The sequence below is a fragment of the Kitasatospora sp. NPDC101176 genome, from assembly GCF_044768035.1.
GTDB lineage: Bacteria > Actinomycetota > Actinomycetes > Streptomycetales > Streptomycetaceae > Kitasatospora.
The window spans coordinates 58,206-74,367 of the sequence record NZ_JBIWPA010000043.1; the positions used below are offsets into that span (position 1 = coordinate 58,206).

General features: G+C 71.8%; 10 protein-coding genes. 9 read left to right on the plus strand and 1 reads right to left on the minus strand.

Annotated elements, in window-relative coordinates; genetic code table 11:
- Positions 1-340: 340 nt before the first annotated feature.
- The gene (gene eccCa / locus ACIRS1_RS35875) at positions 341-4,285 is read right to left on the minus strand and encodes a type VII secretion protein EccCa (RefSeq protein WP_402846660.1); all 3,945 of its coding nucleotides are present in this window, start codon (positions 4,283-4,285) and stop codon (positions 341-343) included.
- Positions 4,286-4,759: 474 nt separating this feature from the next.
- Here eccCa and eccD point away from each other — a divergent pair, with 474 nt between their 5' ends.
- The 9 genes from eccD to ACIRS1_RS35920 all read left to right on the plus strand — a co-directional run bounded on the left by eccD (position 4,760) and on the right by ACIRS1_RS35920 (position 15,828).
- The gene (gene eccD, locus ACIRS1_RS35880; protein WP_402846662.1) at positions 4,760-6,217 is read left to right on the plus strand and encodes a type VII secretion integral membrane protein EccD; all 1,458 of its coding nucleotides are present in this window, start codon (positions 4,760-4,762) and stop codon (positions 6,215-6,217) included.
- 202 nt (positions 6,218-6,419) lie between these two features.
- Positions 6,420-6,710: a 30S ribosomal protein S15 gene (gene rpsO / locus ACIRS1_RS35885; protein WP_360214403.1), complete on the plus strand. Its 291-nt coding sequence runs from the start codon at positions 6,420-6,422 to the stop codon at positions 6,708-6,710.
- Between the two features lie 454 nt (positions 6,711-7,164).
- The gene (locus ACIRS1_RS35890) at positions 7,165-9,372 is read left to right on the plus strand and encodes a polyribonucleotide nucleotidyltransferase (RefSeq protein ID WP_360214402.1); all 2,208 of its coding nucleotides are present in this window, start codon (positions 7,165-7,167) and stop codon (positions 9,370-9,372) included.
- Between the two features lie 115 nt (positions 9,373-9,487).
- Positions 9,488-10,840, plus strand: coding sequence for a pitrilysin family protein (locus ACIRS1_RS35895; RefSeq protein ID WP_360214400.1), 1,353 nt, complete (start codon positions 9,488-9,490; stop codon positions 10,838-10,840).
- Positions 10,841-10,853: 13 nt separating this feature from the next.
- Positions 10,854-11,600, plus strand: coding sequence for a 4-hydroxy-tetrahydrodipicolinate reductase (gene dapB, locus ACIRS1_RS35900; protein ID WP_360214398.1), 747 nt, complete (start codon positions 10,854-10,856; stop codon positions 11,598-11,600).
- 25 nt (positions 11,601-11,625) lie between these two features.
- Positions 11,626-12,084, plus strand: coding sequence for a tetratricopeptide repeat protein (locus tag ACIRS1_RS35905; RefSeq protein ID WP_360214396.1), 459 nt, complete (start codon positions 11,626-11,628; stop codon positions 12,082-12,084).
- Complete coding sequence (gene thyX / locus ACIRS1_RS35910) at positions 12,081-12,812, plus strand: FAD-dependent thymidylate synthase (RefSeq protein ID WP_360214394.1); 732 nt, start codon at positions 12,081-12,083, stop codon at positions 12,810-12,812. The genes ACIRS1_RS35905 and thyX overlap by 4 nt, the downstream gene beginning before the upstream one ends.
- A gap of 261 nt (positions 12,813-13,073) precedes the next feature.
- Positions 13,074-13,973 carry a 4-hydroxy-tetrahydrodipicolinate synthase gene (gene dapA / locus ACIRS1_RS35915; protein ID WP_360214392.1) on the plus strand — a complete coding sequence of 300 codons (900 nt, stop codon included), beginning with the start codon at positions 13,074-13,076 and terminating at the stop codon, positions 13,971-13,973.
- Positions 13,974-14,142: 169 nt separating this feature from the next.
- Complete coding sequence (locus ACIRS1_RS35920) at positions 14,143-15,828, plus strand: ribonuclease J (RefSeq protein WP_402846666.1); 1,686 nt, start codon at positions 14,143-14,145, stop codon at positions 15,826-15,828.
- Positions 15,829-16,162 lie beyond the last annotated feature (334 nt).

The window sequence follows — 16,162 nt, forward strand, 5'->3', positions numbered from 1 at the left end:
ACGCCGGAACTGCTTCGGAATCCGTTGCAGTGCGGGGCATAAACATGCGATCTGATGATCGCTTTCAGTCATTGCGAGGTTTGTCCGACTTGTTACCTCGGCCACATCGCGTGTGAATCCAAGGTGAACAGAGTGTTGAAGGCTGATATTCAAAGGCATCGACCCGGGTGGACAGTGGTACGCCCAGGCGCCTCCGACGTGTCCGGCGGCCCCCGCCCGGGGTGCGGGAACCGCAGCCCCGGCCCGGAAAGATCTAGGTAACGTTTCAGCACCTGGGACGCAGAGGGGCCGGACTCCCGGAGTCCGGCCCCTCTGTTCACCGTTCGTAGCCGGACCGCCGTCACGCCACCGGCAGCCAGCCGGTCTGGACCATCTGCCCGCCGGTCGCCCGGCGCGACACGAACACCCCGCGCCCCGGCGGCAGCGGCATCGGCCGGACCGCCCCCAGCAGCGCGCCCTCGTCCCGGTTCCCGGAGAGGATCACGCCCTGCCCGCCGAGCTCGCGCATCCGCTGCAGCACCGGCTCGTACAGCGAGCGGCCGGCGCCGCCCGCGCTGCGCGCCACGATCACCCGCAGGCCGATGTCCCGCGCGAACGGCAGGAACTCGGCCAGCGGCGCCAGCGGGTTGCCCGAGCTCGTCGCGACCAGCTCGTAGTCGTCCACGATCACGAACATGTCCTTGCCGCTGTACCAGCTGCGGTTGCGCAGCTGCTCGGCGGTCACGTCCGGGCCGGGCAGGCGGCGGGCGCAGGCCCCGCGCAGCATGTCCACGACGGACGCCATGGCCGGCTGCGCCGCCGCGTACTCCACCAGGTACTCCGACGGGACGGCGCCCAGCAGCGCGCGGCGGTAGTCACCGACCACGATGCCCGCCTGGTCCGGCGTGTACCGCTCGGTGATCTGCTTGACCAGCATCCGCAGCAGCGCCGACTTCCCGGACTCGGTGTCGCCGAAGACGATGAACAGCGGATCGGTCTCGAAGTTCACGAAGGCCGGTGCCAGCTCGGCCTCGTCCACGCCGAACGCGACGCCGCGCTCCGGGTGCTCGAAGCCCTTCGGGAGCGCGTGCCCGTCCAGGACGGCCGGCAGCATCCGGACCTGCGGGGCGCGCGGCCCGCTCCAGGCCCCGTCGACGGCGGCCACCAGGCCGGCCACCCCGTCCTGCAGGTCGTCCACCGTGGAGGACCCGTCCAGCCGCGGCAGGCCGGACAGGAAGTGCAGCCGCTCCGGGGTGATGCCGCGCCCGGCCAGCGGCGGCACGTTCTGCGCCACCCGGCGGTCCACCTCGGACTCCATCGCGTCGCCGAGCTTCAGCTCGGTGCGGTTCTGCAGCAGGTCCTTCAGCGCCGGACGCACCTCCGCGTACCGCGCCGCGGTGATGATCAGGTGGACGCCGTAGCCGAGGCCGCGCTGGGCGATGTCGCCGATCACCGGCTCCAGCACCTCGAACTCCTGCTTGAAGGTGTTCCAGCCGTCGATCACCAGGAACACGTCGCCGAACGCCTCGTCCGGCAGCTGCCCGGCCGCGCGGCGCGCCCGGTACGTCCCGATGGTGTCGATCCCGGCGGCCCGGAACAGCTCCTCGCGCCGGTTCAGCACCCCGTGCACCTCGGAGACCATCCGGCGCACCTTGTCGACGTCCAGGCGCCCGGCGACCCCGCCGACGTGCGGCAGCCCGGCCAGCGACCGGAAGCTGCCCGCGCCGAAGTCCAGCAGGTAGAACTGCACCTCCAGCGGGGTGTGGGTGAGCCCGAACGAGGCGACCGTGGTGCGCACCACCGTCGACTTGCCCGAGCGCGGGCCGCCCACCACCAGGCCGTGGCCGGCCGCCCCCGCGTAGTCCACCTCCAGGATGTCGGTCTTCTGCTCCCGGGGCTTGTCCACGATCCCGATCGGCGCCCGCAGCCGGCCCATCGGGAAGCCGGGCGCGGTCAGGCCGCGCTCCGGCACCACCTGCAGCGGCGGCAGCAGGTGGTCCATGCTCGGCGCCTCCTCCAGCGGCGGCAGCCACACCTGGTGCGCGGCCGGGCCCTGGCCCGTCATCCGCTGCACGAACACGTCGAGCACGGTGTCGACCAGCGCGTCGTCCTGCTCCGGGGTCTGCGGCACCTCCTGCTCGGCCGCCGGCTCCGGCAGCTCCACCCGGGCCGCGGTGAACAGCACCGGCCGCGCGTTCACCCGGTGCCCGCCGGTCGACCGCTGCTGCCCCGGCGCCCGGTAGGGCCCGGAGACGTACGCGGCCTTGAACCGCTCCATCACGTCCTCGCCGAACTTGAGGTACCCGACGCCGGGCACCGGCGGCAGGTGGTACGCGTCCGGCACCCCGATCGCCGCCCGCGACTCGGCCGCCGAGAAGGTGCGCAGACCGATCCGGTAGGAGAGATAGGTGTCCAGACCGCGCAGCTTGCCCTCCTCCAGACGCTGCGAGGCCAGCAGCAGGTGCACCCCGAGCGACCGGCCGATCCGGCCGATCTGGATGAACATCTCGATGAAGTCCGGCTTGGCGGTGAGCAGTTCGGAGAACTCGTCGATGATCAGCACCAGCGAGGGCAGCGGGTCCAGCGCCGCGCCGGCCGCTCGGGCCCGCTCGTACTCGTGGATGTTGGCGTAGTTGCCCGCCGAGCGCAGCAGCTCCTGGCGGCGGTGCAGCTCGCCCTCGATCGCGTCGCGCATGCGGTCGACCAGGGTGAGCTCGCCCTCCAGGTTGGTGATCACCGCGGAGGTGTGCGGCATGTCGGCCATGCCGGAGAAGGTCGCGCCGCCCTTGAAGTCGGCGAGGACGAAGTTGAGGATCTCCGAGGAGTGCGACATCGCCAGCGCCAGCACCAGGGTGCGCAGCAGCTCCGACTTGCCGGAGCCGGTCGCGCCGACGCACAGGCCGTGCGGGCCCATGCCCTCCAGCGCGGCCTCCTTGATGTCCAGGTACACGTGCTCGCCGTTGGCGCCGACGCCGATCGGCACCCGCATCCGCTCGTGCTGCGCGCGCGGGCGCCAGCTGCGGGTCACGTCGAAGGAGCCCGGGTCGCCCGAGTTCATCAGGTCGGTGAAGTCCAGGTTGGACAGCAGCGGCTCGTCGTCACCGCCGGCCGAGATCCGGTACGGCGCCAACTGGCGCGCCAGCGCCTCGGACTGCCAGACCGACAGGAGGTCCGGCTTGCCGGTGTACGTCGCCCCGGAGGCCGAGCGCAGCACCAGCTCCTGCGGGCCGACCGTCACCATCAGGTGCCCGCTCGGCTCGTCCAGGTCGCCCGGGACCACCTCGATGACGGTCACCCCCTGCACGCCCTCCGAGCCCGCCAGCAGCGAGTCGTGCGGCACCCCGGCACCGTCCATCACCACCACCAGGTGCGGCTGGTCGGCCACCGGGGAGGCGTCCCGGACGAACCGCTGGCGGCCGGCCAGCTCCTCCTGGAGCAGGTGCTCCAGCTCGCCCAGGTCGGTGGCGACCAGCCGGCGCGAGCCCGCGCCGTCGGCCTCCTTGCGGTGCTGGTTGTGCGGGAGCCACTTGGTCCACTCCCACTCCTCGGCGGCGCCCGGCGCCGCGGCCACCGCGACCAGCAGGTCGTCGGGGGAGTGCAGGGTGGTCAACTGGGCGACCATCGCGCGCACGTTGCCGTACACCGAGTCCGCGTCCCCGCAGACGGTGATGTGGTAGAAGGCGCGCAGCGACACCGCCAGCGGCAGGTCCTGCAGGGTGCCGTGCGCCTTGAGGAAGGAGTGCATGGCGGCCGAGGACAGCGGCTCCAGCTCGTCCATCGGCGCGGTCTGCGGGGCCACCAGCGGCGTGGACAGCTGCACCGGGCCCAGGCCCACCCGGATCTGGGCGAAGTCGCCGTCCCCGGTGCGGCGTTCCCAGAGCCGTCGGCCGTCCGCGACGATCGACCACAGCTGGTCCGGCGCGGGGTTCAGGAACAGCAGCGCGCCACGCTGGCGCTCCGCGGTGCGGCGCACCTGGCGGCGCATCTGCTGCAGGTACTTGAGGTAGTCGCGGCGCTCGTCCGCCAGCGCGGTCGAGCCGCCCTTGCGGGCCCGCACGATCTGCGCCAGCACCATGCCGACCGTCGAGGCGATCATCAGACCGCCCATGATCTTCATCGGGGCCGCGGCGCCGGGCGCGAAGAAGAACACCGCGGAGCCGCCCATGCCGAGCATCGGCAGGATGCTCATCAGCCAGTCCTCGCCGCCCTGCCGGGGCAGTTCGGGAGGGCTCACCAGCTCCACCGGCTCGTCCGGCACCGCCGGCGGATAGGCCCTGGCCGGGCGCTTGACCGTGATCACACCCATGTGTCATCCACCCCGCGGCGTCGATCGATCACTTCGGCATCAGCCCTCACGCAACTGGACCCGCACGGCTCGTACGGGTTTCACCACGGGTGAGGACGCGCCTGCACGGCGCCGCCCCCGCTCCGCCGACCGCAGGTACCGGGTCGGGCCCGCCGCCCCGTACCGTGCGCAGGCGCCGATCCTAACGGTCGTCGCCGCCGCCCCCGCCAGGCCCCGCACGGGCCGCCGGCCCCGGCCCCGCGCCGCCGCCGGGCACGGAGCGAGCGGGTAGGGTAACGCCGCGCCAACCGGCGGCCCGGCCGGGCCCGTTCACGGACGACCGGACGCCCGCGCAGCAGCCACACCGAGTGCCGCCGTGCCGCGGCACCGTCAACGAGGGGGAGCGCCCAGTGCGTCGAAGGATCGAGGTGCGGGCATGAGCGAGCAGCGCGGGCCCGTCGTCGGAGCACCCGCCGGGCGGAGCGGGGGGCGGGCATGAGCAGCGCCGCCGCGACCGGCTACTGCCGGGTCACCGTCGTCGCCCCGGACCGCCGGATCGACGTCGCCCTGCCCGAGGACGTCCCGCTCGCGGACGTCTACCCCGAGGTGCTCCGGCTGGCCAACCAGTCCCAGCCCGACGGCGCCCCCACCGGGTTCCACCTGGTCCGCCGGGACGGCACCGTCCTCGACAGCGGCCTGCCGCTCGCCGCCCAGCAGGTCCGCGACGGCGACCTGCTCGCGCTGCGCCCCTTCGCCGAGTCGCTCCCGCCGGCCGTCTACGACGACGTCGCCGACGCCATCGCCAGCGCCGTCGAGGCCGACCGCCGGTTCTGGAGCGCCGAGCTGATGCGGGCCTTCGGCCTGATCGGCGCCGGGCTCCTGCTCACCCTGCTGGGCTTCGCGCTCTGGTTCTCCGACCTGCGCCACGACATGCACGGCCTGCCCGGCGTCCTGGCCGGCGTCACCGCCGTCGTCCTCACCGCACTGGCCGGCGTCCGCGCCCGGGTCTACCAGGACGCCCACGCCGCCCTGGCGCTCGGCCTCGGCGCCCTGCCGCACGCCATGATCGGCGGCAGCGGGCTGATCGCCGTCACCCACCCGTGGGACGGCCCCGGCCGGCTCCAGTTCCTGGCCGGCTGCGTCACCGTCCTGGTCGTCGCCGTGCTGCTGGTCGGCCTGCTGCCCGAGCAGGACGCGGTGTTCGTCGCCGCCGCGCTGGTCGCCGCCGCCGGTGCGCTCGCCACCTTCGCCGCCGTCCTGCTGCCGGAGACCCCGGCGGGCCACATCGCCGCCGTCACCGGCGTCGCCGCGGTGGCCGCCGTCGGCTTCCTGCCCGGCCTGTCCGCCCGCTTCGCCCGGCTGCCCGTCGGCTTCAGCGCCCCCGGCCAGACCCGCACCCGCAGCCGCGACTACGACGAGGAGGCGGAGCGCGCCGAGGCCGTCCAGTACGAGCGGATCGCCCACCAGGCCCGCCGCGGCCACGAGGTGCTGGTCGGCCTGGTCGGCGGCTGCGCCGCGGTCGTGGTCGGCTCCTGCGCCGTGCTCGGCTTCACCGACCGGACCTTCCCCGAGCTGCTCGCGCTCGCCCTGGGGATCGCCACCATGCTGCGCGCCCGGCTGTTCCGCTACACCGCGCAGGTCTTCAGCCTCACCATCGCCGGGCTGCTCGGCCTCTCCCTGCTGATCGTCGGCCTGTCCCTGCACACCCCGCAGTACGTCCTGCGCGCCACCAGCGCCGCCCAGGTCGACCTGCGCACCGTCTGGCTGGCCGCCTCGATCGCGTTCGGTGCCGCGCTGCTCACCGCGATCGCCCTGGTGGTGCCCCGGCTGGGCGTCTCCCCGTTCTGGGGGCGCATCCTGGACCTGGTCGACAGCCTCACGCTGATCTCGCTGGTCCCGCTCGCGCTCGCCGTGCTGGACGTCTACCGGCTGGTCCGCGGCGCCACCGGCTGACCGGCCCGCACCCCCTCCGCTGCCGCCCGCCCCGGCCCGCCGACCGGTGGCGTGGGCGGCACTGGTACGCTTGGCCCTCGAGCGCAGCCGTGTGTCCGCCCCCGTGGGTCGCAGACCGCCGGCCGCGCCCGTACGACACCGAGTTCTCACTGAGTCCTGTGCTGTCGACCAGGACCGCTCGGTAGACCCCGAAGGAGTTGCAGTGGCTCTCGCCTCTGACGTCAAGAAGCAGATCATCGCCGAGTTCGGCACCAAGGAGGGCGACACCGGCTCCCCCGAGGTCCAGGTGGCCATGCTCTCCCGTCGCATCTCGGACCTGACCGAGCACCTGAAGTCCCACAAGCACGACCACCACTCGCGCCGCGGCCTGCTGATCCTGGTCGGCCAGCGTCGCCGCCTGCTGCAGTACCTGGCCAAGAAGGACATCGAGCGCTTCCGTACGCTCGTCGACCGCCTGGGCATCCGTCGTGGTGCCGCCGGCGGCGCCCGCTAAGACCGCCGCTCGGGGCGGCTCCCCACACCGGGGAGCCGCCCCTCGCGCGTATGCCGCGGTGTTCGAACCGCGGCGCCCGGACATAACAACTCGCGCGCACCTCCCCGGGTGCCCGAGGATTGCACCGTAGGGTTGTGGGCATGCCGGGTGATGGCGCACCAGCGCGCCACCCGGGCACAAGGACCCGAACCCCCGCGGGCCGAAGGCTTCAAACGGAAGCCGCCCGCATCCGAGAGAGCGTCCAGACGCGGACCGCCCGCCCCGGCCCGGCAGCCGTGAGGCGCCGGTCCTCGGTAGTGGCCCCCGGAAACCCCGCCGGACGAGCGGGGAGCCCCGGAGGCTTCGATCGAAGACCGGCCCGACTGCCGGCCTCCCTGACGGGAGGACCCGGTCGGCCGGCAGGCAGTACGCGGGGACGCTCTCCCGGAGACGTACGAAAGAGGAGATCTTCCAGGTGGAAGAGAACGTGTTCTACGCCGAGGCCGTGATCGACAACGGTTCCTTCGGCACCCGTACCATCCGCTTCGAGACCGGCCGCCTGGCCCGTCAGGCCGCCGGCTCCGCCGTGGCCTACCTGGACGACGACACCATGGTGCTGTCGGCCACCAGCGCGTCCAAGCAGCCGAAGGAGCACTTCGACTTCTTCCCGCTGACCGTGGACGTCGAGGAGCGGATGTACGCCGCGGGCCGCATCCCCGGCTCGTTCTTCCGTCGCGAGGGCCGGCCTTCCGAGGACGCGATCCTCACCTGCCGCCTGATCGACCGCCCGCTGCGCCCGTCCTTCGTCAAGGGCCTGCGCAACGAGGTCCAGGTCGTCGTCACCGTGATGGCGCTCAACCCCGACCACCTGTACGACGTGGTCGCGATCAACGCCGCCTCCGCCTCCACCCAGCTGGCGGGCCTGCCGTTCTCCGGCCCGATCGGTGGCGTCCGCGTCGCGCTGATCAAGGGCCAGTGGGTGGCCTTCCCGACCCACAGCGAGCTGGAGTCGGCCGTCTTCGACATGGTCGTCGCCGGTCGCGTCCTGCCGGACGGCGACGTCGCGATCATGATGGTCGAGGCCGAGGCCACCGACAAGACCATCAAGCTGGTCGGCGACGGTGCCGAGGCCCCGACCGAGGACGTCGTCGCGGCCGGTCTCGACGCCGCTAAGCCGTTCATCAAGGTCCTCTGCGCCGCCCAGTCGCAGCTCGCCGCCCAGGCCGCCAAGCCGACCGGCGAGTTCCCGGTCTTCCTGGACTACCAGGACGACGTCCTCGCCGCGCTGACCGCCGCCGTCAAGGACGAGCTCGCCCAGGCCCTGACCATCCCGGGCAAGCAGGAGCGCAACAACGAGCTGGACCGCGTCAAGGCGCTGGCCGCCGAGAAACTGCTCCCCGAGTTCGAGGGCCGCGAGAAGGAGATCAGCGCCGCCTACAACGCGCTGACCAAGAAGATCGTCCGCGAGCGCGTCATCAAGGACAAGGTCCGCATCGACGGCCGCGGTGTCACCGACATCCGCACCCTGGCCGCCGAGGTCGAGGCCATCCCGCGCGTGCACGGCTCGGCCCTGTTCGAGCGCGGCGAGACCCAGATCCTGGGCGTCACCACGCTGAACATGCTGCGCATGGAGCAGCAGCTGGACACGCTCTCCCCGGAGACGCGCCGCCGCTACATGCACAACTACAACTTCCCGCCGTACTCGGTCGGCGAGACCGGCCGCGTGGGTTCGCCCAAGCGCCGCGAGATCGGCCACGGCGCGCTGGCGGAGCGGGCGATCATCCCCGTCCTGCCCTCGCGCGAGGAGTTCCCGTACGCCATCCGCCAGGTCTCCGAGGCGCTCGGCTCCAACGGGTCCACCTCGATGGGCTCGGTCTGCGCCTCCACCATGTCGCTGCTGAACGCCGGTGTGCCGCTGAAGGCCGCCGTCGCCGGCATCGCCATGGGCCTGATCTCCCAGGAGATCGACGGTGAGACCCACTACGTCGCGCTGACCGACATCCTGGGTGCCGAGGACGCGTACGGCGACATGGACTTCAAGGTCGCCGGTACCCGCAACTTCATCACCGCCCTGCAGCTGGACACCAAGCTCAACGGCATCCCGGCGTCGGTGCTCGCCGCCGCGCTGAAGCAGGCCCGCGACGCCCGCCTGCACATCCTCGACGTGATGAACGAGGCCATCGACTCCCCGGACGAGATGTCCCCGAACGCGCCGCGCATCATCACCATCAAGATCCCGGTGGACAAGATCGGCGAGGTCATCGGCCCCAAGGGCAAGATGATCAACCAGATCCAGGAGGACACCGGCGCCGAGATCACGATCGAGGACGACGGCACCATCTACATCGGTGCCGCCGACGGCCCGGCCGCCGAGGCCGCCCGCACCACGATCAACCAGATCGCCAACCCGACCATGCCGGAGGTCGGCGAGCGCTACCTGGGCACCGTGGTGAAGACCACGACGTTCGGCGCGTTCGTCTCGCTCATGCCGGGCAAGGACGGCCTGCTGCACATCTCGCAGATCCGCAAGCTGGCCGGCGGCAAGCGCGTCGAGAACGTCGAGGACGTCCTCGGCGTCGGCGCCAAGGTGCAGGTCGAGATCGCCGAGATCGACCCGCGCGGCAAGCTCTCCCTGATCCCCGTCATCGAGGGCGAGGAGGGCGGCGAGGCCGCTTCCGAGTGAAGCGCCGCTAGCTGACCCCTTGCGGCCCGTACGCCTCCCGGCGTGCGGGCCGCACCCTGTTGCCCCCGCGTTCGTCCGCGCGTTCCCGCGCGCGTTTCCTCTGGAGGTACCCCCCGTGGCTCAGGCCCCGGCGGCGAAGCAGCGCCCCGGCACCACCCGGACCCTGCTCAAGGGCGTCGACGGCGCCGGCACGGTGCGCCGCACCGTCCTCCCCGGCGGCCTGCGGGTCGTCACCGAAACCCTGCCGACGGTGCGCTCCGCGACCTTCGGCATCTGGGTCGGCGTCGGCTCGCGGGACGAGACCCCGCAGCTCAACGGCGCCACCCACTACCTGGAGCACCTGCTCTTCAAGGGCACCGAGCGGCGCAGCGCGCTGGACATCTCGGCGGCCCTGGACGCGGTCGGCGGCGAGATGAACGCCTTCACCGCGAAGGAGAACACCTGCTACTACGCCCGGGTCCTGGACACCGACCTGCCGCTGGCCATCGACGTGGTCTGCGACATGCTCACCGGTTCGCTGATCCGCCCCGAGGACGTCGACGCCGAGCGCGGCGTCATCCTCGAGGAGATGGCGATGGCCGAGGACGACCCGGGCGACGTCGTGCACGACCTCTTTGCCAGGGTGATCTACGGCAGCGGCCCGCTCGGCCGCCCGATCCTCGGCACCCAGGAGACCATCAAGGCGCTCACCCGGGACCAGATCGCCGGCTTCTACCACCGCCGCTACCGGCCCGAGAACCTGGTCGTCTCGGCGGCCGGCAACCTCGACCACCGCAAGGTCGTCAAGCAGGTCGAGCAGGCCTTCGCGCCGGTGCTGGCCCGCTCGGAGGCGGCCCCCGCCGAGGCCCGCCGCGGCGTCAAGGCGCTGCGCACGGCCGGCAAGGTCGAGGTGCTCAACCGCTCCACCGAGCAGGCCCACCTGGTGCTGGGCGTGCCCGGGGTGCCCCGGCACGACGAGCGCCGCTGGGCGATGGGCGTGCTCAACGCCGCCCTCGGCGGCGGGATGAGCTCCCGGCTGTTCCAGGAGGTCCGGGAGAAGCGCGGCCTCGCCTACTCGGTGTACTCGTACTCCTCCTCCTACGCGGACAGCGGCCTGTTCGGCATCTACGCCGGCTGCCAGCCCAAGCGGGTCGAGGAGGTGCTGCGGATCTGCCGCGCCGAGCTGGCGAAGGTGGTCGCCGAGGGCATCACCGAGGAGGAGCTGCAGCGCGCGATCGGCCAGATCTCCGGTTCCACCGTGCTCGGCATGGAGGACACCGGCTCGCTGATGAACCGGATCGGCAAGGCCGAGCTCAGCTACGGCCACCACCTGTCGGTGGACGAGATGCTGGGCCGGATCGCGGCCGTGACCCTGGACGACGTGCACGAGGTGGCCCGTGATGTGCTGGGCGCGTACCGGCCGTCGCTGGCGCTGATCGGCCCGGTCAACGACAGGCGGGCGGCCAAGCTCGCCGACCTGCTGGTGTGAGAGGACTACCGCTATGACGCTGCGTGTCGCCGTGATCGGCGCCCGGGGACGGATCGGCTCCGAGGCGGTCAAGGCGGTGGAGGCCGCTCCGGACATGGAGCTGGTCGCCACCCTGGGCCGCGGGTCGAAGCCGCAGGAGCTGACCGAGGCCGGTGCCCAGGTCGCCGTCGAGCTGACCCACCCGGACTCGGTGATGGGAAACCTCGACTACTGCCTGAACCACGGCATCCACGTGGTCACCGGCACCACCGGCTGGACCGACGAGCGGCTCGACACCGTCCGCGGCCTGCTGGCCGGGGCGCCGGAGCTCGGTCTGCTGATCGCGCCGAACTTCTCCATCGGTGCGATCCTCGGCATGAAGTTCGCCCAGACGGCGGCCCGGTACTTCGAGTCGGTCGAGGTGGTCGAGCTGCACCACGACCGCAAGGCCGACGCCCCCAGCGGCACCGCCACCCGCACCGCGCAGCTGATCGCCGCGGCCCGCGCCGAGGCCGGCCGGCCGCCCCAGCAGGACCCGACCACCCACGGCCTGCCCGGCGCCCGCGGCGCCGACGTGGACGGGGTGCCGGTGCACGCCGTCCGGCTGCGCGGTCTGCTCGCGCACCAGCAGGTGATGTTCGGCGACACCGGTGAGACGCTGACCATCCGGCACGACTCGCTGCACCACAGCAGCTTCATGCCGGGCATCCTGCTGGGCGTCCGCAAGGTCGTCGACCACCCGGGGCTGACCTTCGGCCTCGAGCACTTCCTGGACCTGTGACCGTGCCGATCCCCAGGAGCGCGTCATGACCTCCCGTACCGGTTTCTTCGTCCTGTCCGGCGTGCTGCTGCTGGTCGCCCTGATCTGCGTGGGGGAGGGCGTCCAGCTGGTCGCCACCGGCAAGCCGCTCGGCATCGGCATCGGGGTGTGCGCCTTCGTGATCCCGGTGATCGGCGTCTGGTTCCTGCGCCAGACCGTCCGCTTCGGCCGGGCCAGCGAGCTGCTCGCCCGGCAGCTCGAGGCCGAGGGCGGCCTGCCCGTGGACGAGCTGGTGCGCACCGGGGGCGGGCGGATCGACCGTGCCTCGGCCGACGCGGTGTTCGCCCGGCGCCGGACGGAGGCGGAGGCCTCGCCGGCCGACTGGCGGGTCTGGTTCCGCCTCGCGGTGGCGTACGCCGACGCCGGTGACACCCCGCGGGCCCGCAAGACCATGCAGCACGCCATCAGGCTGCACAGCACCGATCCCGCAAGGAGCAACGCGTGAGCGACGAAGCGCCGGTCCCCGGCTTCCGCAGCGACGTCACGGTGGAGCTGGTCCGCAGTGCCGCCGCCGACTCGGACGTCATCTGGGCGGCCCGGGTCTCGACCGCGGGGGAGCAGTCCCTGGAGGCGGTGCGGGAGGACCCGGAGAAGTCCGCGGGCCTGATCAACTTCCTGATGCGGGACCGGCACGGCACGCCCTTCGAGCACAACTCGATGACCTTCTTCATCAGTGCGCCGATCTTCGTGTTCCGCGAGTTCCACCGGCACCGCAGCGGCTGGTCGTACAACGAGGAGTCCGGCCGCTACCGCGAGCTGCAGCCGGTCTTCTACGTCCCGGCGGAGGAGCGCAAGCTCGTCCAGCAGGGCCGCCCGGGCCGCTACGAGTTCGTCGAGGGCACCCCGGAGCAGCACCGGACCACCACGGAGGCGATGGAGGCGGCGTACCGCGAGTCCTACGCCCGCTACCGGGAGATGCTGGCGGCCGGCGTGGCCCGCGAGGTGGCCCGCGCGGTGCTGCCGGTCGGCCTGTTCTCCTCGATGTACGCGACCTGTAACTCCCGCTCGCTGATGCACTTCCTGTCGCTGCGGACCAAGCGGGAGAACTCGGCGGTGCCGTCCTTCCCGCAGCGCGAGATCGAGATGGTCGCCGAGCAGATGGAGCAGGAGTGGGCGAGGCTGATGCCGCTCACCCATGCGGCCTTCGAGAAGCACGGCCGGGTCGCCCCCTGACCTGGGGCGATGGGCATATGGGCTGAGTGTCTGGCATGTCTGGATTGCGGCTTTTCCGGCCGCTCCCTACATTCGTGAACACGGATCCCGGTGCTGCCCGAACCCCCGAGCGGGCAGCACCGGGATCCCACCCCTCCGCCGTTCCCCCCGCCCGGCCCCGTCCGGCCGCCGCCCGTTTCGGCCGCTCACGGCACCTGCCCGATGTCCGAACCCTGGACCGGTGTGGGTACCGCCCCACCGCCTACGAGTAGCTTTGGACGCATGGCTCCGACCTCCACCCCCCAGACGCCCTTCGGCCGGGTCCTGACCGCGATGGTCACCCCGTTCACCGCCGACGGCGGACTCGACCTCGACGGCGCCCAGCGCCTCGCCACGCACCTCGTCGACTCCGGCAACGACGGTCTCGTCGTCAACGGCACCACCGGTGAGTCCCCGACCACCAGCGACGCCGAGAAGGCCCAGCTCGTCCGCGCCGTGGTGGAGGCGGTCGGGGACCGTGCCCACGTGGTCGCGGGCGTCGGCACCAACGACACCCACCACAGCGCCGAACTGGCCCGCCAGGCCGAGGCCGCCGGAGCCCACGGCCTGCTGGTCGTCACCCCGTACTACAGCAAGCCCCCGCAGGAGGGCCTGTACCGGCACACCGTGCACATCGCCGACGCCACCGGCCTGCCGGTCATGCTCTACGACATCCCGGGCCGCAGCGGCGTGGCGCTCTCCCACGAGACGCTGGTCCGCCTCGGCGAGCACCCGCGGATCGTCGCCAACAAGGACGCCAAGGGGGACCTCGGCGCGGCCTCCTGGGCCATCGCCCGTTCCGGCCTCGCCTGGTACTCCGGCGACGACGTCCTCAACCTGCCGCTGCTCTCCGTCGGGGCCGCCGGTGTGGTCAGCGTCGTCGGGCACGTGGTGGCCGGCGAACTGCGTGCGATGATCGACGCGTACCTGTCCGGCGATGTGGCCAAGGCCACTGCGATCCACCAGAGCCTGCTCCCGGTGTTCAGCGGTATGTTCCGCACGCAGGGCGTCATCCTCACCAAGGCGGCACTGGGGCTCCAGGGCCTCCCGGCCGGCCCGCTGCGGCTGCCCCTGGTCGGTGCGACTCCCGAGGAGATCGCGCAATTGACGAAGGATCTCGCCGCCGGCGGGGTACACCTGTAGCAGACACAGACGTGCGCGCCCCGGCTCGCCGGACCCTCACGGGCCCGCCGCTGGACCGGACCGAAGGCGCGAGAGCACCGACCCGGTAGGAAAACGACACTGAGAACGCACGCCATATGTCTCCAGGGGAGGACCCCGGGCATATGGCGTGCGTCGTGAGGAGAGTCTTTTGAGTCACCCGCATCCCGAACTCGGCGCGCCCCCCGCCCTGAAGGAGGGCGCCCTCCGCATCACTCCGCTCGGCGGCCTCGGCGAGATCGGCCGCAACATGACGGTCTTCGAGTACGAGGACCGCATCCTGATCGTCGACTGCGGCGTCCTCTTCCCCGAGGACGAGCAGCCCGGTGTGGACCTGATCCTCCCGGACTTCAGCTACATCCGGGACCGCCTCGACAAGATCGACGGCATCGTCCTCACCCACGGCCACGAGGACCACATCGGCGCCGTACCGTTCCTCCTGCGGGAGAACCCGGACATCCCGCTGATCGGCTCGAAGCTGACCCTCGCCCTGATCGAGGCCAAGCTCGCCGAGCACCGCATCCGGCCGTACGTGCTGGAGGTGAAGGAGGGCCAGCGCGAGCGCATCGGTCCCTTCGACTGCGAGTTCATCGCGGTCAACCACTCCATCCCGGACGCCCTCGCGGTCGCGGTCCGCACCCCCGCGGGCATGGTCGTCGCCACCGGCGACTTCAAGATGGACCAGCTGCCGCTCGACGGCCGCCTCACCGACCTGCCGACCTTCGCCAAGCTGGCGGAGGAGGGCATGGACCTGCTGCTGGTGGACTCCACCAACGCCGAGGTCCCCGGCTTCATCCCGCACGAGCGGGACATCTCGGCCGCGCTGCGGAACGTGTTCGCCAACGCCGACAAGCGCATCATCGTCGCCTCCTTCGCCAGCCACGTGCACCGCATCCAGCAGGTGCTGGACGCCGCGCACGAGTACAAGCGCAAGGTCGCCTTCGTCGGCCGCTCGATGGTCCGCAACATGGGCATCGCCCGCGACCTCGGGTACCTCAAGGTCCCCGGCAACATGGTCGTCGACGTCAAGCAGCTGGACGACCTGCCGGACAAGGAGGTCGTGCTGATCTGTACCGGCTCGCAGGGCGAGCCGATGGCCGCGCTGTCCCGGATGGCCAACCGCGACCACCAGATCCGCATCGTCGAGGGCGACACCGTCGTCCTGGCCTCCTCGCTGATCCCGGGCAACGAGAACGCCGTCTACCGGGTCATCAACGGCCTGACCCGCTGGGGCGCCAAGGTCGTGCACAAGGGCAACGCCAAGGTGCACGTCTCGGGCCACGCCTCGGCCGGCGAGCTGCTGTACTTCTTCAACATCTGCAAGCCGCGCAACCTGATGCCCGTCCACGGCGAGTGGCGGCACCTGCGCGCCGCCGCCGACCTGGGCATCGCCACCGGTGTGCCGCGCAACCGCGTGGTCATCGCCGAGGACGGCGTCTGCGTCGACCTCGAGGGCGGCGTCGCCCGCATCGTCGGCAAGGTGCAGGCCGGGTACGTCTACGTGGACGGTGCCTCGGTCGGTGACATCACCGAGGCCTCGCTGAAGGACCGCAGAATCCTCGGCGAGGAGGGCTTCATCTCGGTCTTCGTCGCGGTCGACTCGACCAACGGCAAGATCGTGGGCGGCCCGACCATCCAGGCCCGCGGTTCCGGCATCGAGGACAGCGCGTTCGCGCCGGTCGTCGCCAAGCTCCAGGAGGCCCTGGACCGCTCGGCGAGCGACGGCGTCCTGGAGCCGCGCCAGGTCCAGCAGCTGGTCCGCCGGACCATCGGCAAGTGGGTGGCGGACAACTACCGCCGCCGGCCGATGATCCTCCCGGTCGTCGTCGAGGTCTGATGCCGTGAGGGCCTGGTCCAGGGCCCGGGCCGGCTCCTGAGGGGTGCCACCCCTCAGGAGCCGGCCCGGCCGGTCCCGGTTTGACGTGGGGCAGCCCGGTGCGTAATGTTCTCCGGGTTGCCCCACGGGACGGCCCCGCCGGAAGTTCTCGAATATGAATTCGGGAATGACCGCGGAAAACGGCCCGGAAAACTCTGGTAGAGTTCGGGAGCGCCGAAAGGCAAAAAGCCGGTCGGGTGAATGAAACTCCGGGAAAACGGAGCGGAAAACATCTGATAAGCTGGAAACACGAAAGAACGAAGCGCCCGGAGGGCCTGCTGGAAGGCAGACCGAA